Below are 22,471 nucleotides of genomic sequence, written 5' to 3' on the forward strand. Positions count from 1 at the left end.
CTAACAGAGTTAATCACAAAAATGTGATAATTTATTGTATATGAGTAAGTTAGACTTAGATCACCTAATGAATTGTTAGGTCATAATAATTAACCAGTGGGGAAATCGCGCTGGTAATGTGTAACGCTCACAAAAGTGTGATGGTAAGCATAACGCCTAATTTAAGAGGATCTGTCCAGAATTGGACAGATGTTTATATAGGGATCGTCCGGAAAACTGAATAAGTATTGTTCAGATATGACGGATGATGCATCACTACTTAACCGATATTTTCGGAGTAATTAAGAATGAGCTAGGTTACTCAAAGTAACGCAGCTAACAAGGTATCTAAATGATACTTAGTTACTGAACTAGGTAGAGAACTTTTACCAAGCCGCGGAAAAATTAAAGTACAAGAAAAGGAGATAGCCGTTAAGCTGTCTCCTTGTTTTTTATTCTAAATTAAAATCTATATCGCTATAATCTACGCAGCCGTTTGTTTTAAAATGTAATCCCGAAGTATAGGCTATATTATAATACATTGTAACGGGAGAATAATTAGTTATACGATAATTTTCTCTACCTTTAGTTATTACGTCTTTCAGTGCATCATCGGTAGCAGGAGACGATTTAAGTGTAATTTCTTTGTCATCATTTAACATTAAATCTTCTTTTTGAAAAATTTCGTTTCCGTAACTTCCATAATGCTCTAAATTATAGTAATCATTATTCTTGTTGTTTGGTTTTACCTTAAAAAGTACTTTTGTAGCAAATTTAGTTTGATTTGTACTTTCTAAGTAAAAAACTCGGCTTTCTAATGGGCTTAGGACTAGTTTGTGCCTAACGATTGTTGCTCTTGTAGTTGGTCTCATAACTGATTCATCAGCATTTGCTGTCTTAGTTCCAACGAACACCCCGACTGCTACCATACAACTTGCGACTAACAAACTTTTCTTTTTCATAAAATAAATCACTCCTTATCATTTGTAATTAAAATTTAACACAAAGAAAGTAATGGTACAATAGTTAATTAATATTTAGACTATTGTTTAATGAATATTGTAAGCCGTTTACGTTAACCATCTTGCTATAATAGGGATTTATCTTTGATTGGTTCTACTAGATTGCTTGTTGGTTTGAATGCTATTATATCAGTAATAAGGTGACTAAATGAGGTTTACAATACTCAAAAAAGAGAAAAGTTGAAAAGCGGTAATTTTATAAGGGAAGAGTTGCACCGTTCTGCTGCAGATAGTAGGGTGTACCTTTAGGTACAGGGGTGTGATCCACCACCATCTTTGTTCTAATGTAGCGAAACACGACTTTTCATCGTTGGAACCCAACGGCAAGCGAGAACGAAACATTCGCTCTTAGATACTGTCCCATCTGGGTTGGTATCTAAAAACTAAAAAACTACTTATGTTCATACTATATGAAACGGATGATATGATGAGAGCGCAAAAGTGCGCCATCAACCAGCGGAGATTTGGCTTGTTAAGCGTGTTCAATTCATCTGGCCAAAGTTATTACATACTATGAGTGATAGTAGACGGATTTTTTTAAAAGTAGATTTCGGAAAAGAGATATCTCACAGTAAATCTATATAGCTATTTTTTCTTACTCTTGGTATGATTGTGTAAAAAGGAGAATTAGATGAGCAACTATTATTATTTAGTGAAAGAAACATCGAAAGCTTACGGACTATTAAGCTGGGTAGATAAAGTTCTTTACTATTTCATTATGATCATTGGGTTCATATCAGCAATCGGCTTTTTTAATGAATCTCAAAGCTATAATCAAAGCGAGACAATGGGATTGACTTATATAATATTAGGAGCAGCGAGCTATTTTGGATCAAAGTATTGGAGGAATAAGATAGCAAAAGAAAGATGGCTAAAAACAAAAGGATTTTCTGAAGACGATATATTAAATATCAATTCAATTGATGCTTTAATTGATGAGCTAGAAAAAAATTTGAGTAGTTTGAAAACTGTGTCTCAATGGGCGGTTGGAGTATTGACAACATTACTTGTTTTAATAAGTACGCTGATGGGCAATGCTATTTTTAAATTTATTGATATAGCTCTAAAAATCCTGAAAGATGAAGATATAAAAATGATATCAGATATGTTTGTTAAAGAATATAATAATTCGGGATCCTCTATATTTGAAATTATTTTTGGTAATGCTGGAAACCTTCTTTTATTATTTGTGTTTCCGATAGCGATAGGTTATCTACTGTTTTCAACGGTATCATTTATACGAAAACAAGTTTTAGGAGTACTTTATGATGTAAGATATCATTTTTTATTGCATTTTGATAAAAAAGATAATGATATTTAGAACTATGTATAGCGCCTAGGCTAATGAAAATTTTAGTGAAATTCAACGGAAAAATAGAAAATGAGCTTATAGCTATTTGACGTCATAAGTTTATTTTTTTTATGCTTATAATATTGGGAACTGAATATTTTATTTATGTCTATTTGTTAGTATAATTTATTTAAATAATAAGGAGAGAATTGAATGAAGAATGAATTGGATAAACATTTGGTCGATCTTAGTGAAGAAGAAGAGAAAGAGCTTATAATAAAAAATAGTAAATCAACTGTAAAATCAGTTGGGAAATCTGCTATTTCAAACTTAACCGGGGGACTTATAGACACTTTTCTATGTGTATTCGAGGCGGAAAATGAACTTAATGAAGAAATTCGAAAAAGAAAAATAGAAAACTTGATTTCTACTTATATAACAAAGAATAATAATCATGAAAAAAAGTTAGAGAAAATTAAAGAATGTATTTCTTTACCATATAATTACATGCTAATTCAAGAGAGCATAAAAATTTTTGATGAAAAACCTTATGATGAATTAAGAACATCTAATATTGCGGGAATTATAGATAGAATTTGTTCAAAGAAAATAGAATCACCAAGTCAAGATTACTATGATTTTATTAACCTATTGCATTATACTCGTATATTATCTCCTTATTCTATGAAGATACTAAAGGATATAAGAGGAAGAAATGGGATCCTACAAAAAATACAATACAAAACAGAAGACGGGAACTTTTCTGGATCAGAAGATGGCGTATTCAGTAGATTTATTCAACCATATCAAAATAAAGATAACTTTAATGGTTATAGGCTAGGTATGGCAGAGCTAGTTAATGGTGGACACTTGAATATTCATCCTTCTGAAGATAATAAATATCTTTACATAAGTATTCCAACGGCTACTAAAATTTTGATTTTATATATAACTGGAAAAGTATGATGATTCAATAATTAAGGATAAAAAGCACCTATTGATGGTGTGGTTTTGTGTCTGTTTTTATGTATAGCGCACCACGCTAATGAGAATTAGTGAATGCCAAAATGAATGCCATTAAGAAAATGGTTAATGATATTCGGTGATTGACTATGAATATTTTCTTTTTAAAAGTCACCAAATGACGATAGATAAAACGTTATGAAACGCTATCGTCATTCATGGCGGAAGAGGAATAGAATTTAATTGAGAGCTGAGTCCACGATTTATAGGACTCAGCTCTCTTATTTTACCTAATAGCATAAATGAAGAACTTCGCAGGATTGATCATACAGACAATTATAATTACCTTTAATCGTTTTCTCATATTTATATTTTATCTAGCATGTGCTAAACTTAAGGGGCAGAAAATAGAGTTTAAAAATCTGAGCAAAAAGAGTGATCGAAGTTTATGTGATCACTTAAAAATAAACCATTATATAATACATAGACTCAATGTTGCTGTTGAAATAATAAGTGTGATTGAATTTGAAATTAAGGTGGTGAAGAAACAAATGAGCTCAATTCATGATTACGAAATAGATAGTTATAGTGTTGATTTCAAAAAGAATATGCTAATAATGAATGTCTCTTCTAATCAATACAAAAAACAAATTATATTTTATGATGTTTTTTGCTATAGATTTTATGAAGAAATGCCATACAGTATCATCTTTGATCTGGAAGAAAGACCAATAGAAAGTTTCTATACTGAGAATAAAGAGTTGTTGATCCAAACGAAAAATTATGTATGGCCAATAATGTACGATTCATTGCAAGAGCTTGCAGCAAAAATAAAAGATTCAAACCTACATTACCAAGTACTCACTTCGTCTTATGGATTAAACGGCTGGATTTTAGCTGAACGAGTCGAAATTGTTACTATTAAGTAAAAGATTGTAAAATCGAAACAATGGTTTTATCAAGTGCTCGATGCACCATAAAAAGGAGTTTAGCTATGAAAAAAATGATTATTTTATGCAGTACATTACTAGCAATTGCACTGACAGGTTGTTCTTTGGCTAAAAAGAATAATTCGTCCATCGATCCCTCCAATGATACAAGGACTACTTCTGAACAAGAACAAGTAAGTATTTCCCAAAAGGAATACACCGCTCTTGTAGGACTGTGGGAATGTTTAGATGAGGCAGGCAAAGGTGACGAAGTATCTATCAAACAAAACGATGATGGATTAACGATTCAATACGCTGGTGAAGAGGAGACCGCGACAAAATTTATCGAAAAAAAATCAGAAAAAAATAGCATCTATTTTAGATTTGAAAATAAAAATAATGAAATGGCCTACATGATCGATTTAAAAGCAGACGGAATGATCATCCTTAATCGAGGAACCACTAATGCTGAAATGACAGGTGAAAGTAAGCCGATGGAATATAAAAAAATAAAAACTACTACTGCTGAAAAACCAACAACTGATAAAGGAGAAGCCAATTTTACTTTACAAGTAATAAAAGAAGAAATAGAAAAAACTGGAAACTTTGAGATGTTCAAAAAAGAACCAGATTTTGAGGATGATAATTTTAAAGTATTAGCGATTCAAGAAAGTGATGGGTATAGTTTTATTAGTGGGCCTGATAATGGAGAACCTGCAGCGGTTGTTCAAGATGAAAGCGGCAATACAATTCGGGAAGACAATCCATCTACTGACCCTAGAGCTACAACACTTAAAGAGGCAAGAGAATTGATTGAGACATTGAAAAACAACCAATTAAATCAGGAGTAAGTGGTTGTGTAAGCCTGTCTCCATATAAAACAAAGAGCTAAAATTCTGTATAGAGTCTTAGCTCTTTGTTTTATATTCACTTCTCGACTTCACTTTTCTCCTTCTGATAATACATCGAAAGAATCAATCCGATCCCAATAAAATTAGCCAAATAAGCTGTACCACCTTGGCTAATAAAAGGCAAAGGAATTCCCGTCAAAGGCAGCAAACCAATATTCGAACCAATATTTTCAAGGATATGGAACAAGAAATACATAATAACACCAGTTGTGATATACGCGTAAAATTCACGTTTGGCATTTAGCGTACAGATCAACATTTGATAAATCAGATAGAAGAACAGTAGGATCAACGAACACGTTCCTACAAACCCATAGGCTTCTCCAATCACAGTAAAAATCATATCAGATTCTCTAACAGGCACGTATGTCCGCAAATTTGTCAGACCTTTTCCTAGCATCTCACCAGATCCGATAGCCGTTAAGCCACGTACCTGTTGAAAGGAGATTGAATCTGCATATTCAAAAGGGTTAAGCCACGCGTGGATTCGATTAAATTGATAAGGTTGGAAATGAAAAAAGGAAAGGATTTTTTGCCCTTGTTCAGTTAAAACTAATAAAATACCACTCACGCCAAGCACACCTAAAAGGCTAAAACCGACGGCTAAAATTTTCCAAGAACAACCTGAAACCAGTACTATACCTAGGAAAATTGAAATAAAGACTAAACTTGTTCCAAAATCTTTTTGATAAAACATTAACGCTAGAACAGGTAGACTGACAAGAGATAATTCACCCAACAATCGAAAATCCTCTTTTAAAGTCGAAGCGATTGAAGATTTTTGTCTTCTTCTCGTTACGATATAAGCTAACATTAAAATATAGCCAAGCTTCATAAATTCTGAAGGCTGAAAGGAAAACGGTCCTAAACGAAGCCAACGCTTTGTTCCAGTTGCTGCTGCCATAACAGGATCGTGGAATTTCACAAGTAATCCCATCAAAAACAGGGATAAGCCGTAAAGTACAGGTGTTGCTTTCCATAAATATTTTATTGGAATGACCATCGTAGCAAACATTGCACCGATTCCTAAAAGAGCCCACAAAAGCTGTTTTTTCAATAAAGGTGTAATTGACTCAACTGCCGGATCCGCATTAAATGCACCATATTGAGCGATGAATCCAACGAGTATCAACAGGAAAACAGGTAAGAGTAGAGCATAATTCACTGCTTCATTTTTTGAAATAACGCTTTTTCTCATACCATCCCTCCTAGCCAAACGCTTTCTCTTATTTCGGTGCCGCGAGCATTCAAGGCAATACCAAGCGTGACACTTAGTATTAATAAACTAGAGCCACCGTAACTAATAAATGGAAACGTTAAGCCTGTCATGGGAATATAACCTAAGAGGCTACCGACATTTACAGCGACTTGCAGACAAAGCAACATTCCGCAACCGATGTAAAGATAAGAGTAATAGAGTGATTTTGATTTTATTGCCAATAAAAATAGGCGTCCGACAATCGAAAAGACCAAAAATAAAATACCTAAAGAAAAAAGCAACCCTAATTCCTCAATGCAAATGGCAAAAATAAAATCTGTATCTGCTGCTGGTAAAAATCCTTTTTTCTGAATACTGTTGCCTAAACCACGGCCGAAAAATCCACCGTTATGCATTGCATAATAGGCATTTGAGGTTTGGAATCCTTTACCGGTTGGATCAATAAAGGGGTTTTGCATGACTTCAAACCGCGTGACTAGATAACTAAACTTTTGCGGCATCCAGTTAGTTGGAAGTGACAATAATAGCATCGTACCCAATCGTTTTATGACAACAAAGCCAATCAAGGCTAATGACATAAACCAAGGAGAGAGTCCGCTTGATAAAAATAATACGAAAACCAAAATAAAAATCATTGATGCTCCAGCGATGTTCGGTTGAAGCGCGACCAAAAACATAAAGAAGACTGAAATTAATAGTGAGTTCCTATGATGTTTAAAAGAAAAGGGTACTAACGTGTCATTTTTAGCTAAGTTTGCAGCTAGATAAAGCACTAGCACAAGAGGAACTAATTCAGATGGTTGAAATAAAAGCACACCTAGGTTGATCCAACGTTTTGCACCTCCAACACTTGTCCCAATTAACGGCAACGCGATAAGCGTAAGAAAGGTCAAGATAAGTATAAAATGCATTATTTTTGGTTTACGAAAAATAGTGAGATTGATTCGGTAAACAAAACTCATACAGACTAGACTGAAAGCAAAATAGGTCGTTTGCTTGATCGCTTTACTGGCAGTTCCAAGCTCACTATCAAGTAAATGGTAAGAGCTAGAGCTATAGACCATTAAAATACCCACGATACAAAGAATCAAATAAGGAATCAAAATATAAAAGTCTAAATAGTGTAGTTTAGATAATTTTTTTGGGTGCTTCATGTTCTCTTCCTCGCTAATCATTTTAATTGATCATCAAATAAAGTTTGCATTAGGAATCGACTTTGATAGTGGTATAAAAAGTTCTTTTTGCTTGGGCTAATGATGAAGTAAGCTTCATAACGACAAAGAAAATCAGCGTCTCTCCGGTAAGATTTCTTTGTTTCTATTTTTTTCACCTCCTAGATAGTTAAAGCTGACAACATTATTGATCAATACAAAAAAACTTCGCCTAAATAACTCAGCGAAGGGGGATTGAATTCAGCACAAATAGAGCTTTTCATCATTCTCATCGTTGAGTTTTAGCACTATGAAACGTAAAAAGCAGAGCTTTTAGCTACTTTGTGAAAAGCCTTAATTCGACAATTCCTGTCCTACCCATTCCTGTCTTTCGACATTTTTGAGCAGTAGCCTGTGTTTCCATAGGAGCCTCACCTAACAAGTTATTCAGATCGCCTTAAATATAGTGAATAACTGCATTTAAGTCAATGCGATAAATGTTAATTTTTTTATAATATAACTGCTCGAAATAAAGAATCAGTGCTATTTTAATGGAAGGCATCTATCTGCTAGAGGCTTCTACCAAGAATCGCCAATTTATTAAACAAATAGCACGGGAAATTTTCTTTACCCTTTCTTAAGTAAGTAAAAAATCTCTAAATCAAAAATGACTATCGCTTCTAGTTGCAAAACATTGTAAGATAGAAGAGGAAAAGTATGCGTTTACTTTAACGCAGAAATGGGAGGAAATGAAATGAGCTATAAAAAAACGTCTCAAGGAAATTGGATACTTGTTGAAAATGAAAATGGGGCAACCCTTGGCTATGCTGAAAATTCTGGTGTTTCTCTGATTGAAAAAGATGGTTTTGCGTTTAAGGATTTGAATCAAAATGGGGTGTTAGATCCATATGAAGATTGGCGTTTACCGCTTGAAGAAAGAATAGAAGACCTAGTAATGAAATTATCTGTTGAACAAATTGCAGGTTTAATGCTGTACAGCAGGCACCAAACTGTTTCTAAAAAGCAAAATCATTTTGTTAAGATGTTTTCTGGAACATATAACGGAAAAACGTTAGACGAATACAATGGTTCGCTTGCCAAGTTGACGGATCAGCAAAAAGAGTTTTTAAAAGAGGATCATATCCGTCATGTGTTATTAACAATAGTCGACTCTCCCAAAATCGCTGCGGAATGGACCAATAATTTACAAGCCATGGCAGAAAGCTTAGATTTAGGTATACCGGTAAATGTTAGTTCTGATCCGAGACACAGCACAAATGCAGATACAGAGTTTAATGCAGGTGCTGGCGGGGATATTTCAAAATGGCCAGAACAATTAGGCTTGGCTGCGGCGTTTGATCCTGAATTGGTTAGGCAATTTGGAGAAATTGCTAGTAAGGAGTATCGAGCGTTAGGGATTACGACAGCCTTATCACCACAAATTGATTTAGCGACAGAACCGCGCTGGATGCGTTTTTCAGGAACCTTTGGCGAAGGGGTGAAATTAGTGACAGCATTAGCTAAAGCTTATTGTGACGGATTTCAAACGACTCACCATGAAAAAGGCGGCTGGGGACTAGAAAGTGTAAATGCGATGGTCAAACATTGGCCAGGTGGAGGCAGTGGCGAAGCGGGGCGTGATGGTCATTATGGTTATGGGAAATATGCGGTTTATCCAGGGCATAATTTCGAGGAACATTTACAACCGTTTCTTAAGGGAGCTTTTGCCTTGGGGGATGGAACTGATAAAGCATCAGCCGTGATGCCTTACTACACTATTTCTTATGATCAAGATCAAAAAAATCAAGAAAATGTTGGCAATGGCTTTAGTGAGTATATTATTAATGATTTATTGCGTAAAAAATATGAGTATGACGGAGTTGTTTGTACAGACTGGTCAATTACAGCGGATGCTGTCAAGCTTGATCAATTTATTGGTGGGAAAAGCTGGGGAGTAGAAGCCTTAACGGTTGAACAGCGTCATTATAAAGCTTTAACGGCAGGTGTTGATCAATTTGGTGGGAATAATGACATTGCGCCTGTATTGGCGGCTTATGAGTTAGGCGTTGCAGAACAGGGAGCACAGGTGATGAAAGAAAGGTTCCGAATTTCTGCCCGTCGCCTATTGAAAAACATTTTTCAAACGGGTCTTTTTGAAAATCCATATTTGATCCCAGAACATTCAGAAAAAGTGGTTGGAAATCCTGATTTTATGGAAATTGGTTATAAAGCACAGCAAAAATCGTTGGTCTTATTGAAAAATAAACAGCATGTATTGCCATTACGAAAACAAACGAAAATTTACGTACCAAAACAGAAAATCGGCGAGTCGGCAGATTGGTTTGGCAATATTCAACCAGCGTGTGAAAAGAACCCGATCAACCCAGACTTTGTAGAAAAGTATTTTCAACTAGTCGACTCACCAGAAAAAGCTGAAGTTGCTTTAGTATTTTTAGCGTCGCCTAAAACAGTTGGCTATTCAAGTGAAGCTGAAGGAAATGGCTATTTACCGATCAGCTTACAGTATCAGCCGTATACTGCCAAACTTGCTCGTGAAGAAAGCTTAGCTGGAGAAAATCGATCGTATGTCAATAAAAGCAATACAGCAGCCAATAGCGGAGATCTTGCAACGATTTTGTCACTCAAAAAAGAATTTCCCGATTTGCCGATCATCGTTTCTCTCACGATGAAAAATCCAACAATCGTTAAAGAATTTGAATGGGCTGTGGAGAGCATTATTGCCGATTTTGGTGTCCAAACACAAGCGATATTGAGTGTTTTGAGCGGCGAATATATGCCGTCTGGATTGTTACCATTTCAAATGCCCGCCGATATGGAAACCGTTGAACAACAAAAAGAAGATGTTCCATTGGATCTGATTTGTCATAAAGATGAATTAGGGCATGTGTATGATTTTGGCTATGGGATGGACTTTGAACATCAAATTGAAGATGAGCGGTTGCACTATCGAAAATAGAATGACTAGAAGCAGCGATGAAATCTAACCATTTCGTTGCTGTTTTTTTGTCAAACAAATGATTAAACAAAAAATAGTTTGAGTGCTATAATGTAAAAGTGTTACAGGTTATGAATCTGTATCATAAAATATAAGTTTTGAATTATTTTATTAATATTTTTACATTTATCATTGGTTTTTATTGCAATGTAACATCTATATAAAAGGAGTGTAACAGATGGTCAGAAAAAGCAGAAACGGTGCTGAAGTGATTGTAGAAAGTTTAAAGAATCATCAAGTCGATTATGTCTTTGGAATTCCAGGGGCAAAAATCGATGGTCTATTTAATTCCTTAGTCGATGATGGACCTGAATTGATTGTCACACGACATGAACAAAACGCAGCATTTATGGCAGCGGCAGTTGGGCGCTTGACTGGAAATCCAGGTGTAGTAGTTGCTACAAGTGGTCCAGGTGCAAGTAATTTGGCAACAGGATTAGTTACAGCTACAGCAGAAGGTGACCCCGTGCTGGCAATTGGTGGCCAAGTGAAACGCAGAGACTTACTAAAATTAACGCATCAAAGTATGAATAATGCTGCCTTATTTGAACCAATTACTAAATATAGTGCAGAAATTCAAGACCCCGAGACCATTTCAGAAGTTCTAGCAAATGCCTATCGTTTGGCGAAATCGTCAAAAAAAGGCGCCAGCTTCATTAGTATTCCTCAGGATGTTGTGGATGGAACGGTCGAATCACCTGATATCAAACCATTGAATGATCCGAAAATCGGTTCTGCTTCAACTGAAGATATCAAATATCTTTCCGAGCAAATCCAAGCAGCAGAATTGCCTGTTTTGTTGGTAGGAATGAGAGCTTCTACTGAAAAGGAAGCAAATGCGCTTCGCGAAATCGTTGAGAAAACCAAGATCCCGGTTGTTGAAACGTTCCAAGCTGCAGGAGTGATTTCTAGAAAATTGGAAGAGCATTTCTTCGGACGGATTGGTTTATTTCGCAATCAACCAGGTGATATGCTATTAAAACGTAGTGATTTAGTGATTGCTGTTGGCTACGATCCGATCGAGTATGAAGCTAGAAATTGGAATGCAGAAGGAGAGTCTAAAATCATCGTGATCGATGATACGCCTGCTGAGATTGATCAATATTTTCAGCCAGAACGAGAACTGGTCGGTGATATTGGCGAAACGTTGACGGTTTTGCTACCAAGTATTGAAGCAAAAGTCTTGCCAGAAAACGCTACAAAATATTTGCATTCACTGCATGAAAAATTGATTCAGCGGGATAGTGTCAAAAAGCCAACTACAACTGGCTTGATCCATCCTTTAGAAGTTATCGACACACTTCAAAGCATTGTAACCGATGAAATGACCGTTACTGTTGATGTGGGTAGTCATTATATTTGGATGGCACGTCATTTTAGAAGCTATGAGCCCAGACATTTGCTGTTTAGTAACGGTATGCAGACATTAGGTGTGGCGCTTCCTTGGGCAATTTCAGCTGCGTTGGTTCGACCAAATACACAAATTATATCCATTTCGGGTGATGGTGGCTTCCTATTTTCAGCTCAAGATCTTGAAACTGCCGTTCGCAAGCAACTGAAAATCATTCATTTGATTTGGAATGATGGCCGCTATAACATGGTAGAATTTCAAGAACAACTAAAATACCATCGAATTTCGGGGGTTGATTTTGGACCTGTTGATTTTGTGAAATACGCTGAAGCTTTTGGTGCAACAGGTTTAAGAGCTGAAAGTGCTCAAGAACTGAAAGAGGCGATTTTAACTGGGATCGACACAGAGGGGCCTGTAGTGATTGATATTCCAATTGATTATCGAGACAATGAAAAACTTGGCGAAACAATTTTACCAGATCAGTTTTATTAGAAAGGTGAGTATAATGACAAAAGAAACAATTTTATATCAACACGGTACTTTAGGTGCGCTAATGGCTGGTTTAATGGATGGCACTGAAACAATCGCTAATATCTTAAAAAAAGGGGACTTTGGGATTGGAACATTATCTGGTCTAGATGGAGAACTGATTATTTTAGAGGGGAAAGCCTATCAAGGCCGTGAAGATGGCGCGTTGATTGCACTCGATGAAAAACAGGAAACACCGTACGCTGCTGTGACGACATTTAAACCGACAATCACTTTTTCAGTGGACGGTCCTGTAGATAATTTAAAAATCAACACATTGATCCGTGAACAATTGAAGAGCGAAAATCTTTTTCATGCTATTAAAATTCATGGAGAATTCAAAGAAGTTCATATTCGCGTAATGCCGAAACAACAAAAACCATATAAACGCTTAGTCGAAGTATCTAAAGAACAGCCTGAGTTTATAAAAGAAGATGTTACTGGCACCATCGTTGGTTTTTTTACACCTGAATTGTTTCAAGGTGTTGCCGCAGCCGATCTTCATTTGCATTTTATCGACGATGAGCAAACGTTTGGCGGACATTTAATGGATTTTGTATTAGAGTCTGGCACAATTGAGATCGAACCAATGGATTCTTTATTGCAGCATTTTCCTAAAAATGATGAAACCTTTATTCATACGGCAATCGATTATGCTGACTTAGATAAAGAGATTCAAGAAGCAGAATAACAAAATGCCTAAGACAGATTTTGATAATGTCTTAGGCATTTTGTTATTTTGAAGCAATTTTTTTTGCTTTTTCTGTATTTGCAAAATGAAGTTTTACATACTTACTTAGTAATTCCATGCCGCCTTTTGCCAACACTTTAGCTGCAACTTTATCAGAAACAGCTCCGGCACCAGAAGGCACTTTCATCCCTAATTCTTTTGACTCTTTCTCTAATTCTTCTAAAAAAGCTGCTCGACTAATGATCGAAGCGGCAGCAACCGCTACGTGATATTGTTCGCCTTTGGTAATGAAGTATAACTTTTCGCTGACTTGATTTTGTTCACTGCGCACATATTTTTTGTAATTTGCTTCTGGTGTAAACTGATCAATCAAAATCGCTTCTGGTTTAATCGGCGCAATTTCGTTCAACAACAAGTGGATCGCTTGATTATGCAATGCGACTTTCATGTGAACAGCATTGTATTTTGGCTGGATTTGATTGTATTTTTCTGGCTCGACAATTAATAATTTGTAAGGGACTAATTCTTTGATTACAGCAGATAGTTGAATGATTTGCGGATCAGTCAATTCTTTGGAATCTCTTACGCCAAGAGCTTTTAATTTTGCCACCATTGTTTTATCGACGTAAGCGGCACAAACTGTGACTGGACCGAAATAACTGCCGTTGCCCACTTCATCACTACCTAAAACAGAAAGCTGGCTGAAATTTTTGGGTAAAGCGGCCGTTTTTTGAACGGAAGAGTTTTTTGTACCCTTACTTTGGAGTGTGCTTCCCCATTTAGTCGCTGTTGTTTCAGCATCTGGCCCTTGAAACACAACCTTACCAGAAGTATAGGCTGTAATCGTTGTATTTCCTACTTTAGCAACAAAGTCTGTATAGGGGACATTTTTATTCAAGCGATTTTTTTCATAAAAGCTATGCATTTTTTTCATCGTATCTTTGGTTACTTTGATTACGTGAGTTTGGGACATGATAGAACTCCTTTCAAATCTTCTTATCTATAGTAAAACAAAAAAGTTAAAAAGTGAAGTATGTTTCTTTTTAGAAAAATGAAAACTTTATCGAAAACAAAAGCCCTTCTAATAACGTAAATTTGAGTTTTCAGAAAATCTATGGTAGAATATATTATAAGTAATGATACTAGTTTGAGTGAGCGGATTTCTGCTCACTCTTTTTAATGGAGTAACATAGGAGAAAAATACGATGAAACGTTGATTTGTTCCGCTTTTCATTGTCTAGCTGCATGAACTAGTACTTCGGAAAAAAGATAATTATTGCTATCGGTAAAAAGCACCGAAATCAATAACTCCTATTTTTCTGACAGTACTAAACAGTTCACTCCGCTTTTCTAAAAATCTAGTACGTTACATAAATCTCGAAGGAGGCGAAAATTTTGAGTAGTGTTGTGGAAACTGTTACCGAGTTAGTCACGCCAATCTTAGAAAAACAAAATTTTGAACTTGTAGAAGTAGAGTTTGTTAAGGAAGGAAGAGACTGGTTTCTCCGTGTCTTTATTGATAAAGAAGGCGGTATTGACATCTTAGACTGTGCACTTGTAAGTGAGCAGCTAGATGAAAAGCTTGATGCTATGGATCCTGATCCGATTCCCCAAGCATATTTTCTGGAAGTGTCCTCTCCGGGAGCTGAACGTCCGTTGAAGAAAGAAAGCGACTATGAAAACGCAGTTGGAGAATATATCCATGTTTCACTTTATCAAACAATCGATGGTGAAAAACAATTTGAAGGTGTTTTAAAAACAGTTGATAAAGATCAGTTGACCTTAACCGTCAAAATCAAAACAAGAGTCAAAGATTATACATTTGAACGGAAAAACATTGCCAAAGCTCGTTTAGCAATTCAGTTTTAAAAAATAAAATATAAAGCAGAACTTTCCGGTTTTTGCTTATCACAGGATGCAGAAATTAACCTATAAAAGGTTGTTCAGCTCCGTTTACCTTTCATTTAGACAGTAGGAGGAAATGATAAAAAAATGAGCAAAGAAATGTTAAATGCACTAGATGCATTAGAAGCTGAAAAAGGTATTTCTAAAGAGATTGTGATTGATGCACTGGAAGCAGCATTAGTTTCCGCATATAAAAGACATTATGGTCAAGCCCAAAACGTTGAAGTAGAATTTGACGGAAAGAAAGGCAACATCCATGTTTATGCCGTTAAAGAAGTAACAGAAGAAGTATTTGACTCGCAGCTTGAAGTATCATTGAAAGAAGCAATGGAAGTCAACAAAGCTTATGAAATGGGTGACAAGATCCGTTTTGAAGTAACGCCAAAAGACTTTGGTCGTATTGCAGCACAAACGGCTAAACAGGTTATTTTGCAACGTGTTCGCGAAGCAGAAAGAAATATCATTTATAACGAATTCAGTGCTTACGAAAATGATATCATGCAAGGGATTGTTGAAAGACAAGATCGCCGTTATATTTATGTAAACTTAGGAAAGATCGAAGCTGTGTTATCAAAACAAGATCAAATGCCAAATGAATTTTATCAACCTCATGATCGTATCAAAGTCTACGTTTCAAAAGTTGAAAATACATCAAAAGGCCCGCAAGTTTTTGTTAGCCGTAGTCATCCTGATTTACTGAAGCGATTATTTGAACAAGAAATCCCAGAAGTGTATGATGGGATTGTAGAAATCGTCAGCATTGCTCGTGAAGCAGGGGATCGTTCAAAAGTTTCAGTTCGCTCAACGGATTCAAATATCGATCCAGTTGGAACCTGTGTAGGTCCAAAAGGACAACGTGTCCAAGCAATCGTGAATGAATTAAAAGGCGAAAATATGGATATCGTTGAATGGAGTGAAGACCCAGCAGTTTTCATCAGCAACGCATTGAATCCAGCACAAGTGGTCGATGTTATTTTTGATCCAAATAATAATAAAGCTTGTACAGTAGTCGTTCCTGATTATCAGTTATCACTTGCTATCGGTAAAAGAGGACAAAATGCTCGTTTAGCCGCTAAATTGACTGGTTTTAAAATCGATATTAAACCAGAATCAGAAATGGAAGATTATTATGCACAACTTGCAGAAAATCAAGAAACTCCTGAAGAAGAAGTGCACGATGAAGCAATCGTAGAATCTGCTATGACTGCTGATGATTACGAAAACGTTGAGTTTGAAGAAAAAACAACTGAAGACGAAGAACAAGTCTAACGATTTGGAGGGAATAAAATGAAAAAAAGAAAAATCCCGATGCGCAAATCTGTTGTTTCAGGTGAAATGAAACCGAAAAAAGAATTAGTTCGAATCGCACGCTCTAAAGAAGGCGAAGTTGCCATTGATCCTACTGGGAAAATGCCAGGACGAGGTGCCTATGTCGCTCTTGAACCAAAAGAAGTCCAAGAAGCATGGGATAAACATATTTTAGATCGTGTGTTGGAAACGACGTTGACGGATGAGTTTTACCAAGAATTATTAAACTATGTTGAACACCAAAAAGCACGGAATGAGTTGTTTGGCAATGGATAAAGAGAAGATACTAAATTTTTTAGGTTTGGCTATGAGAGCTGGAAAACTAGTAACTGGTGAAGAATTAACGATCGGTGATATCCGCAGTAATAAAGCGAAATTTGTTTTTGTTGCAGCGGATGCTAGTGATAATACAAGAAAAAAAATCAAGGACAAATGTTCTTATTACAACGTTCCTTGCGATGAGTCGTTTTTTCAAGCAGAGTTAAGTCATGCGATCGGTAAAACGCGTATGGTAATCGGCATCAATGATCAAGGCTTTGCAAAGAAATTCAAGGAACTAATCAAAGGTTAGGAAGGTGATTGCATGGGGAAAAAAAGAATTTACGAATTAGCAAAAGAGATCAATCAATCAAGTAAAGATGTTGTCGAAAAAGCACATGCTTTAGGTATGGATGTGAAAAATCACATGGGCGCAATTTCTTCTGAGGACGAATCAAAACTTCGCAACTCATTTGGAGGAAATAAGCCTGCCAATACACAACAAAAACCAGCACCGAAACCACAAGCAGCACAAAGTGGTCAAGGGCAAACAAAACCAGCAAATCCAAAACCAGCTAACCAAAATGGAAATAGACCAAACCAAAATCAAAATAGACCGCAACAAAATGGTCAACAAAATCGTCCACAACAAAACAACCAAAATCAAAATCGTCCAGCACAACAAGGACAACAAAATAATCAAAACCGCAACAACCAAAATCGAAACATGCAAGGAAGCAGCCAAAATATGACTCAAAACCGTTCAAACCAAGGACAGCAAAACCGTCCGCAGCAAAATAATCAAAATCAAAACCGTCCAGCACAAGCAGGACAACAAAATAACCAAAACCGTAACAATAACCAAAATCGCAATACACAAGGTAGTACGCCAAGTACCAACCAAAACCGTAATACACAAAGTAATACTCAAAATACAAATCAAAATCGTCCAGCTACACAAACAGGACAACAAAACCGTCCACAACAAGGACAAACTAGCAATAACTCTCAAGGAAACCAAAACCGTAACAATACGAATACTGGAAACCGCAACACTAGTTTCGGCGGAGGCGGCGGTCAAAATCGTAACCGTAATGGCTACAACAACCAAAACCGCAACAGATTCAACAAAAAAGGCAAAAAAGGGAAATACCAAGAATCAACAAAACCAGCAGTGCCTGCACGTAAATTCCGTGAATTGCCAGATGTATTAGAATATACAGAAGGCATGAATGTAGCGGATATCGCGAAGAAAATCCATCGCGAGCCAGCTGAAATCATCAAAAAACTATTTATGATGGGTGTTATGGTCAACCAAAACCAATCATTAGATAAAGAAACAATTGAATTGTTGGCAGTGGACTATGGTATGGAGCCACAAGAAAAAATTCAAGTCGACGTAGCGGATATCGATAAATTCTTCGAACCAGAAGCATTAGTTGAAGAAAATCTAGTAACACGTCCGCCAGTTGTAACAATCATGGGACACGTTGACCATGGTAAAACAACCTTGCTTGATACATTGCGCAATTCACGCGTAACTTCTGGTGAAGCCGGTGGTATCACGCAACATATTGGTGCCTACCAAATCGATATCGATGGCAAACCAATCACTTTCTTGGATACACCAGGACATGCGGCATTTACAAGCATGCGTGCTCGTGGAGCAGGTATCACAGATATTACGATCTTAGTCGTTGCAGCTGATGATGGTGTTATGCCACAAACAGTTGAAGCGATCAACCATGCTAAAGCAGCTGAAGTGCCAATTATCGTAGCTGTTAATAAGGTTGATAAACCTGGTGCTAATCCTGATCACGTGAAACAAGAATTAAGTGAACATGGGTTGATTCCAGAAGAATGGGGCGGAGATACGATCTTCGTAAATATTTCAGCGAAATTCAACCAAAACATCGATGAATTACTAGAAAATATTCTTTTGATCGCCGAAGTAGAAGACTTGAAAGCTGATCCAACGCAACGTGCAATCGGTACAGTGATCGAAGCTCGTTTAGATAAAGGAAAAGGACCTGTGGCTACATTACTGGTTCAACAAGGTTCATTACGTGTTGGAGACCCAATCGTTGTTGGGAATACTTTTGGACGTGTTCGTGTTATGACCAATGATCTTGGTCGTCGCGATAAAGCTGTCGGACCTGCAACACCAGTTGAAATCACTGGGTTGAATGATGTACCACAAGCCGGCGATCGTTTTGTAGTCTTTGAAGACGAAAAAACAGCTCGTCAAGCAGGTGAAGAGCGTGGCAAACGCGCACAACTTGAACAACGTTCATCAAATAATCGTGTAACATTAGACAACTTGTTCGAAAGTCTAAAAGAAGGCGAATTGAAAGATGTTAACGTGATTATTAAAGCAGATGTGCAAGGTACAGCTGAAGCACTTGCGGCTAGCTTACAAAAAATCGAAGTTGCTGGCGTTCGTGTGAAAATCGTTCACTCGGCTGTTGGTGCAATTAATGAAAGTGACGTGACACTTGCCGCAGCAAGTAATGCGATCATCATTGGCTTTAACGTTCGCCCAACACCACAAGCAAAACAACAATCAGATCAAGAAGAAGTAGACATCCGTTTACACCGTATCATCTACAAAGCAATCGAAGAAATCGAAACAGCAATGAAAGGGATGCTTGATCCTGAATTTGAGGAAAAAATCACTGGTCAAATGACGGTTCGTGAACTTTACAAAGTATCTAAAGTTGGAACGATTGCAGGTTGTTACGTAACAGAAGGCTCTATCCGTCGTGATGGCGGCGTTCGTGTGATTCGTGACGGAATCGTGATCTTCGAAGGCAAATTAGCCAGCTTGAAACGCTTCAAAGATGACGCCAAAGAAGTCAAACTTGGCTTTGAATGTGGTGCAATGGTTGAAAACTTCAACGATCTTAAAGTGGACGACGTAATCGAAGGCTTCGTTATGGAAGAAATCAAACAATAATATAAAAAATAAAGTAGAGAGAAGGAGAAACAGTATGGCAAATTATCGTGACCGCCGAGTGGGTCAAGAAATCATGCGTGAAATCAATGATATATTGAGAAAACGTGTCAGAGACCCACGTGTGCAAGATATTACAATTACAGACGTTCGAGTAACTGGCGATCTGCAGCAAGCGACGATTTATTACAGTTTGTTATCTGATCTAGCTTCTGATCACCAAAAAGCGCAACAAGGATTAGATAAAGCTAAAGGATTGATTCGTAAAGAATTAGGACAACGTTTGACATTGTATAAAACGCCAGAGCTAATTTTTGAAAAAGATGAGTCCGTTCAATATGGGAATCATATTGACGAATTGATTCGTAAGTTGAATCAAGGCGAATAAAAAATTAATCAACTAAAAAGTCGAAGAGGAGTATTCCTTTTCGGCTTTTTTATTTATTTTTTGTAATACACTTATTTTTTGTAACTATATTGAAAGGAACTGTAATATTTTTAACGATCAACTAAAATAAATTTATGCTATTATTTATAATACAAGTCTTATTGAAGACACTGTTGAAGAAAATGGAGGGTTAATAGTGAAGAAAAAGCATTTGACATTATTAATAGTTGGCATGGTTACAGTTGCAGGAACAGTGATACCAATGAGTTCGCTGGCAGAAACAGCTGATAAAAAAATAGAACAACAAGACAAAGAAATTTCAGTCCTAAAAGAAAAACAACAAGGGGTAACGACCCAGATTGCGTCATTAGAAGAAGACATTGCTTCAATAGTTGACGAAGGTATTGAATTGAATAAACAAAGAACAGAATTAACAAAAGAATCTGAACAGCTAGAAAAAGATATTGATGCACTAGATGTACGTATCAATAAACGAACAGAAGCGATCCAAAAGCAAGGGAGAAATGTTCAGGTCAATGGACAAGGAACTCAAATTCTGGATATTATCTTAAACTCAGAATCAATTACAGATGCTGTTGGTCGAGTTCATGCAATTTCTTCCATTTTGACAGCTAATAATGATTTAATTAAACAACAAAAAGAAGACAAAGCACTTGTTGAAACGAAAAAAACAACTATTCAAAACAATCTGGTTGCAGTAGAAGAAGCAACGACTCAACTGGAAAAAGAGAAAGAAAACCTTGTAGCTAAACAGGCAGATTTGAACGTTTTAAAAGCAGAAGTAGACTCTGAAACTTCTGGTGCAGAAAGTTCAAAAAATAAATTATTAAAAGAACAACAAGAAGCCTTAAAAGTTCAGCTAGTAAATGAAGCGAAAAAGAAAGAGACAAAAAAAGCTGAGACGTCAAATAAACCAGAAAAACAGTCTGCTCAAAGTGAAAATACGAGTGAGACTAAGAAAGAAACAACCACAACAACAGCACCGCCTGCAGAGACGAATGAGTCTAAAGAGGCAAACCCAAGCACGCCTGAGGTAAATAATAATGAAAATAATTCGGATAATCAAGGCAATGTTGAAGTACCTAAAACGCCTGATGAACCAGTAGATCCGCCAGTTACCTCAGCTGATGCAACGTTCCAAGCCTTAAATGCATTACGTACAGCTAATGGATTAAATCCAGTCAGTTGGGATGCTGGACTGGCTGCTTCAGCTGGTGGTAGAGCTTCAATGATGCAAGATTACCAAATACCATCGGATCATTGGAATAGAGGCGATGAAGTGATCGCTTTTATGTTTGCTCCAGGAAACTCTGTGATCATGGCTTGGTATAATGAAACAAACATGGTATCTCCGTCTGGAACAGGGCACCGTGATTGGGAGATGAATCCTAGTATGACGCGTGTTGGGTTTGGGTATGCTGGTGATGTAATCGTAGGGCATTCTGCCTAATAATAACGGATAAGTCAAAAAGAGATACGATTTAATGCTTTAGTAAATGGTGAGCGTAAAACAAAGCTGTTAATCTAGTTTTGTTTTACGCTTTTTTATGATGATTGTGTTTGATTGGAATAGATATTTGCCTGAAAAGCTATTATTAAAACTGAATTTCTTTTATTTTCTATGCTATAATAAATAAGTTAACAATCTAATTGGAGGAAAACAATGGACGGTATTTTACCTTTATGGAAAGAACGCGGCATGACAAGCCATGACTGTGTTTTCAAACTGAGGAAAATTTTACATACGAAAAAAATCGGTCACGGCGGTACACTTGATCCTGACGTGTCTGGCGTTTTACCTATTTGTATTGGAAAAGGAACGAAAGTAATTGAATATATGGTTGATTCAGGGAAGACGTATGAAGGAGAGATCACACTTGGTTTTTCAACGACAACGGAAGACGTTAGCGGTGAAGTGGTTGAAAAAATCGCTCTTAAAACGCCGTTTTCAATTGAAGAAATTGATGCTGCGATGAACAAGATGACGGGGGTTATTACACAAATTCCACCGATGTTTTCAGCAGTCAAAGTCAACGGCAAACGTCTTTATGAATACGCAAGAAATGGCGAAGAGGTCGAACGACCGATGAGAAAAGCAACGATTTACTCATTTGAACGCACCAGCGAGCCTAAATTTGATCCAGTCAACGCAACACAGAGCTGGCGCTTTAAGGTTGTCTGTGGTAAGGGAACTTATGTTAGAACGTTATCGGTAGACACAGGCCTTGTTTTAGGCGTGCCGGCCCATATGTCTGATTTAACACGAACAGCAAGTGGAGGCTTAACGGCTGAGCAAAGTTTGACCTTGGAACAAGTAGCCGAAAAAATGGAACAAAATGCAATCAATGAAACGTTATTACCGATTGAAACCGCAATTGAGCGATTCCAACGGATTGATTTATCTACGGAACTTTATCAAAGAGTCAAAAACGGTGTTCGATTGAGTCCAGCAGAACTTGCTTTAAAAGAGATGCCGCAAGACTTACTAGCTTTATTTTATCAAGATGAGGTTGTGAGTTTGTATATGGCTCATCCTACGAAAGCCAATGTATTAAAACCTAGCAAAGTGCTAAGAAATAATTAATAG

At 36.7% G+C, this 22,471-nt stretch carries 19 protein-coding genes and 1 riboswitch; of the genes, 15 read left to right on the top strand and 4 right to left on the bottom strand.

Annotated elements, in window-relative coordinates:
* Positions 1 to 431: 431 nt before the first annotated feature.
* The gene (locus tag RV15_RS02015; protein ID WP_071876392.1) at positions 432 to 941 is read right to left on the bottom strand and encodes a hypothetical protein; all 510 of its coding nucleotides are present in this window, start codon (positions 939 to 941) and stop codon (positions 432 to 434) included.
* Positions 942 to 1,632: 691 nt separating this feature from the next.
* On the opposite strand from RV15_RS02015, the gene RV15_RS02020 reads away from it, so the two are divergent.
* The 4 genes from RV15_RS02020 to RV15_RS02035 all read left to right on the top strand — a co-directional run bounded on the left by RV15_RS02020 (position 1,633) and on the right by RV15_RS02035 (position 5,035).
* Positions 1,633 to 2,322, top strand: coding sequence for a hypothetical protein (locus tag RV15_RS02020; protein ID WP_071876393.1), 690 nt, complete (start codon positions 1,633 to 1,635; stop codon positions 2,320 to 2,322).
* A 183-nt stretch (positions 2,323 to 2,505) separates the two neighbouring features.
* Positions 2,506 to 3,258: a hypothetical protein gene (locus RV15_RS02025; protein ID WP_071876394.1), complete on the top strand. Its 753-nt coding sequence runs from the start codon at positions 2,506 to 2,508 to the stop codon at positions 3,256 to 3,258.
* A gap of 512 nt (positions 3,259 to 3,770) precedes the next feature.
* Positions 3,771 to 4,184: a hypothetical protein gene (locus RV15_RS18500; protein ID WP_139242957.1), complete on the top strand. Its 414-nt coding sequence runs from the start codon at positions 3,771 to 3,773 to the stop codon at positions 4,182 to 4,184.
* Between the two features lie 65 nt (positions 4,185 to 4,249).
* Entirely contained in the window at positions 4,250 to 5,035 is a 786-nt protein-coding gene (locus RV15_RS02035; RefSeq protein WP_071876395.1) for a hypothetical protein, read from the top strand.
* A 76-nt stretch (positions 5,036 to 5,111) separates the two neighbouring features.
* Here RV15_RS02035 and RV15_RS02040 read toward each other — a convergent pair whose 3' ends face one another.
* Complete coding sequence (locus RV15_RS02040; RefSeq protein ID WP_071876396.1) at positions 5,112 to 6,293, bottom strand: FtsW/RodA/SpoVE family cell cycle protein; 1,182 nt, start codon at positions 6,291 to 6,293, stop codon at positions 5,112 to 5,114.
* A complete protein-coding gene (locus tag RV15_RS02045) occupies positions 6,290 to 7,468 on the bottom strand; it encodes an FtsW/RodA/SpoVE family cell cycle protein (protein ID WP_071876397.1) in 1,179 nt (392 codons plus the stop codon). Before RV15_RS02045 ends, RV15_RS02040 begins: the two co-directional genes overlap by 4 nt.
* A gap of 277 nt (positions 7,469 to 7,745) precedes the next feature.
* Positions 7,746 to 7,915: riboswitch (M-box (ykoK) riboswitch) on the bottom strand.
* 304 nt (positions 7,916 to 8,219) lie between these two features.
* Between RV15_RS02045 and RV15_RS02050 the strand changes: the two genes are divergently transcribed.
* The 3 genes from RV15_RS02050 (at position 8,220) to budA (ending at position 13,051) form a co-directional block, all read left to right on the top strand.
* Entirely contained in the window at positions 8,220 to 10,442 is a 2,223-nt protein-coding gene (locus tag RV15_RS02050) for a glycoside hydrolase family 3 protein (RefSeq protein ID WP_071876398.1), read from the top strand.
* A gap of 217 nt (positions 10,443 to 10,659) precedes the next feature.
* A complete protein-coding gene (alsS, locus tag RV15_RS02055; RefSeq protein ID WP_071876399.1) occupies positions 10,660 to 12,324 on the top strand; it encodes an acetolactate synthase AlsS in 1,665 nt (554 codons plus the stop codon).
* 13 nt (positions 12,325 to 12,337) lie between these two features.
* Positions 12,338 to 13,051: an acetolactate decarboxylase gene (budA, locus tag RV15_RS02060; protein WP_071876400.1), complete on the top strand. Its 714-nt coding sequence runs from the start codon at positions 12,338 to 12,340 to the stop codon at positions 13,049 to 13,051.
* A gap of 43 nt (positions 13,052 to 13,094) precedes the next feature.
* On the opposite strand, the gene rnhC is transcribed toward budA, so the two are convergent.
* Positions 13,095 to 14,024, bottom strand: coding sequence for a ribonuclease HIII (gene rnhC, locus RV15_RS02065; protein ID WP_071876401.1), 930 nt, complete (start codon positions 14,022 to 14,024; stop codon positions 13,095 to 13,097).
* Positions 14,025 to 14,446: 422 nt separating this feature from the next.
* Here rnhC and rimP point away from each other — a divergent pair, with 422 nt between their 5' ends.
* The 8 genes from rimP (at position 14,447) to truB (ending at position 22,468) form a co-directional block, all read left to right on the top strand.
* Positions 14,447 to 14,920: a ribosome maturation factor RimP gene (gene rimP, locus RV15_RS02070; protein WP_071876402.1), complete on the top strand. Its 474-nt coding sequence runs from the start codon at positions 14,447 to 14,449 to the stop codon at positions 14,918 to 14,920.
* A 123-nt stretch (positions 14,921 to 15,043) separates the two neighbouring features.
* Entirely contained in the window at positions 15,044 to 16,225 is a 1,182-nt protein-coding gene (nusA, locus tag RV15_RS02075; RefSeq protein ID WP_071876403.1) for a transcription termination factor NusA, read from the top strand.
* Positions 16,226 to 16,243: 18 nt separating this feature from the next.
* Positions 16,244 to 16,540 (top strand): RNase P modulator RnpM, encoded by a 297-nt coding sequence (gene rnpM, locus RV15_RS02080; protein ID WP_071876404.1) that lies wholly within the window; start codon positions 16,244 to 16,246, stop codon positions 16,538 to 16,540.
* Positions 16,533 to 16,835 carry a YlxQ-related RNA-binding protein gene (locus RV15_RS02085; protein WP_071876405.1) on the top strand — a complete coding sequence of 101 codons (303 nt, stop codon included), beginning with the start codon at positions 16,533 to 16,535 and terminating at the stop codon, positions 16,833 to 16,835. The genes rnpM and RV15_RS02085 overlap by 8 nt, the downstream gene beginning before the upstream one ends.
* Before the next feature lie 12 nt (positions 16,836 to 16,847).
* Positions 16,848 to 19,478 (top strand): translation initiation factor IF-2, encoded by a 2,631-nt coding sequence (gene infB, locus RV15_RS02090; protein WP_071876406.1) that lies wholly within the window; start codon positions 16,848 to 16,850, stop codon positions 19,476 to 19,478.
* A gap of 34 nt (positions 19,479 to 19,512) precedes the next feature.
* Positions 19,513 to 19,863 carry a 30S ribosome-binding factor RbfA gene (gene rbfA, locus RV15_RS02095; protein ID WP_025870867.1) on the top strand — a complete coding sequence of 117 codons (351 nt, stop codon included), beginning with the start codon at positions 19,513 to 19,515 and terminating at the stop codon, positions 19,861 to 19,863.
* 196 nt (positions 19,864 to 20,059) lie between these two features.
* The gene (locus RV15_RS02100) at positions 20,060 to 21,334 is read left to right on the top strand and encodes a coiled-coil domain-containing protein (RefSeq protein ID WP_083429064.1); all 1,275 of its coding nucleotides are present in this window, start codon (positions 20,060 to 20,062) and stop codon (positions 21,332 to 21,334) included.
* Positions 21,335 to 21,547: 213 nt separating this feature from the next.
* Complete coding sequence (gene truB, locus RV15_RS02105; protein ID WP_071876407.1) at positions 21,548 to 22,468, top strand: tRNA pseudouridine(55) synthase TruB; 921 nt, start codon at positions 21,548 to 21,550, stop codon at positions 22,466 to 22,468.
* The last annotated feature ends 3 nt before the right edge of the window (positions 22,469 to 22,471 follow it).

This window comes from Enterococcus silesiacus (genome assembly GCF_001886225.1).
GTDB lineage: Bacteria > Bacillota > Bacilli > Lactobacillales > Enterococcaceae > Enterococcus_L > Enterococcus_L silesiacus.

What these genes read in the sequence shown, in the direction of transcription:
- rbfA (WP_025870867.1), top strand. Translation starts at nt 19,513, where the DNA reads ATGGCAAATTATCGTGACCGCCGAGTGGGTCAAGAAATCATGCGTGAA.
- truB (WP_071876407.1), top strand. Translation starts at nt 21,548, where the DNA reads ATGGACGGTATTTTACCTTTATGGAAAGAACGCGGCATGACAAGCCAT.
- RV15_RS02020 (WP_071876393.1), top strand. Translation starts at nt 1,633, where the DNA reads ATGAGCAACTATTATTATTTAGTGAAAGAAACATCGAAAGCTTACGGA.
- budA (WP_071876400.1), top strand. Translation starts at nt 12,338, where the DNA reads ATGACAAAAGAAACAATTTTATATCAACACGGTACTTTAGGTGCGCTA.
- infB (WP_071876406.1), top strand. Translation starts at nt 16,848, where the DNA reads ATGGGGAAAAAAAGAATTTACGAATTAGCAAAAGAGATCAATCAATCA.
- RV15_RS02025 (WP_071876394.1), top strand. Translation starts at nt 2,506, where the DNA reads ATGAAGAATGAATTGGATAAACATTTGGTCGATCTTAGTGAAGAAGAA.
- alsS (WP_071876399.1), top strand. Translation starts at nt 10,660, where the DNA reads ATGGTCAGAAAAAGCAGAAACGGTGCTGAAGTGATTGTAGAAAGTTTA.
- nusA (WP_071876403.1), top strand. Translation starts at nt 15,044, where the DNA reads ATGAGCAAAGAAATGTTAAATGCACTAGATGCATTAGAAGCTGAAAAA.
- RV15_RS02050 (WP_071876398.1), top strand. Translation starts at nt 8,220, where the DNA reads ATGAGCTATAAAAAAACGTCTCAAGGAAATTGGATACTTGTTGAAAAT.
- rnhC (WP_071876401.1), bottom strand. Translation starts at nt 14,024, where the DNA reads ATGTCCCAAACTCACGTAATCAAAGTAACCAAAGATACGATGAAAAAA.
- RV15_RS02035 (WP_071876395.1), top strand. Translation starts at nt 4,250, where the DNA reads ATGAAAAAAATGATTATTTTATGCAGTACATTACTAGCAATTGCACTG.
- RV15_RS02040 (WP_071876396.1), bottom strand. Translation starts at nt 6,293, where the DNA reads ATGAGAAAAAGCGTTATTTCAAAAAATGAAGCAGTGAATTATGCTCTA.
- RV15_RS02085 (WP_071876405.1), top strand. Translation starts at nt 16,533, where the DNA reads ATGGATAAAGAGAAGATACTAAATTTTTTAGGTTTGGCTATGAGAGCT.
- RV15_RS02045 (WP_071876397.1), bottom strand. Translation starts at nt 7,468, where the DNA reads ATGAAGCACCCAAAAAAATTATCTAAACTACACTATTTAGACTTTTAT.
- RV15_RS02015 (WP_071876392.1), bottom strand. Translation starts at nt 941, where the DNA reads ATGAAAAAGAAAAGTTTGTTAGTCGCAAGTTGTATGGTAGCAGTCGGG.
- rnpM (WP_071876404.1), top strand. Translation starts at nt 16,244, where the DNA reads ATGAAAAAAAGAAAAATCCCGATGCGCAAATCTGTTGTTTCAGGTGAA.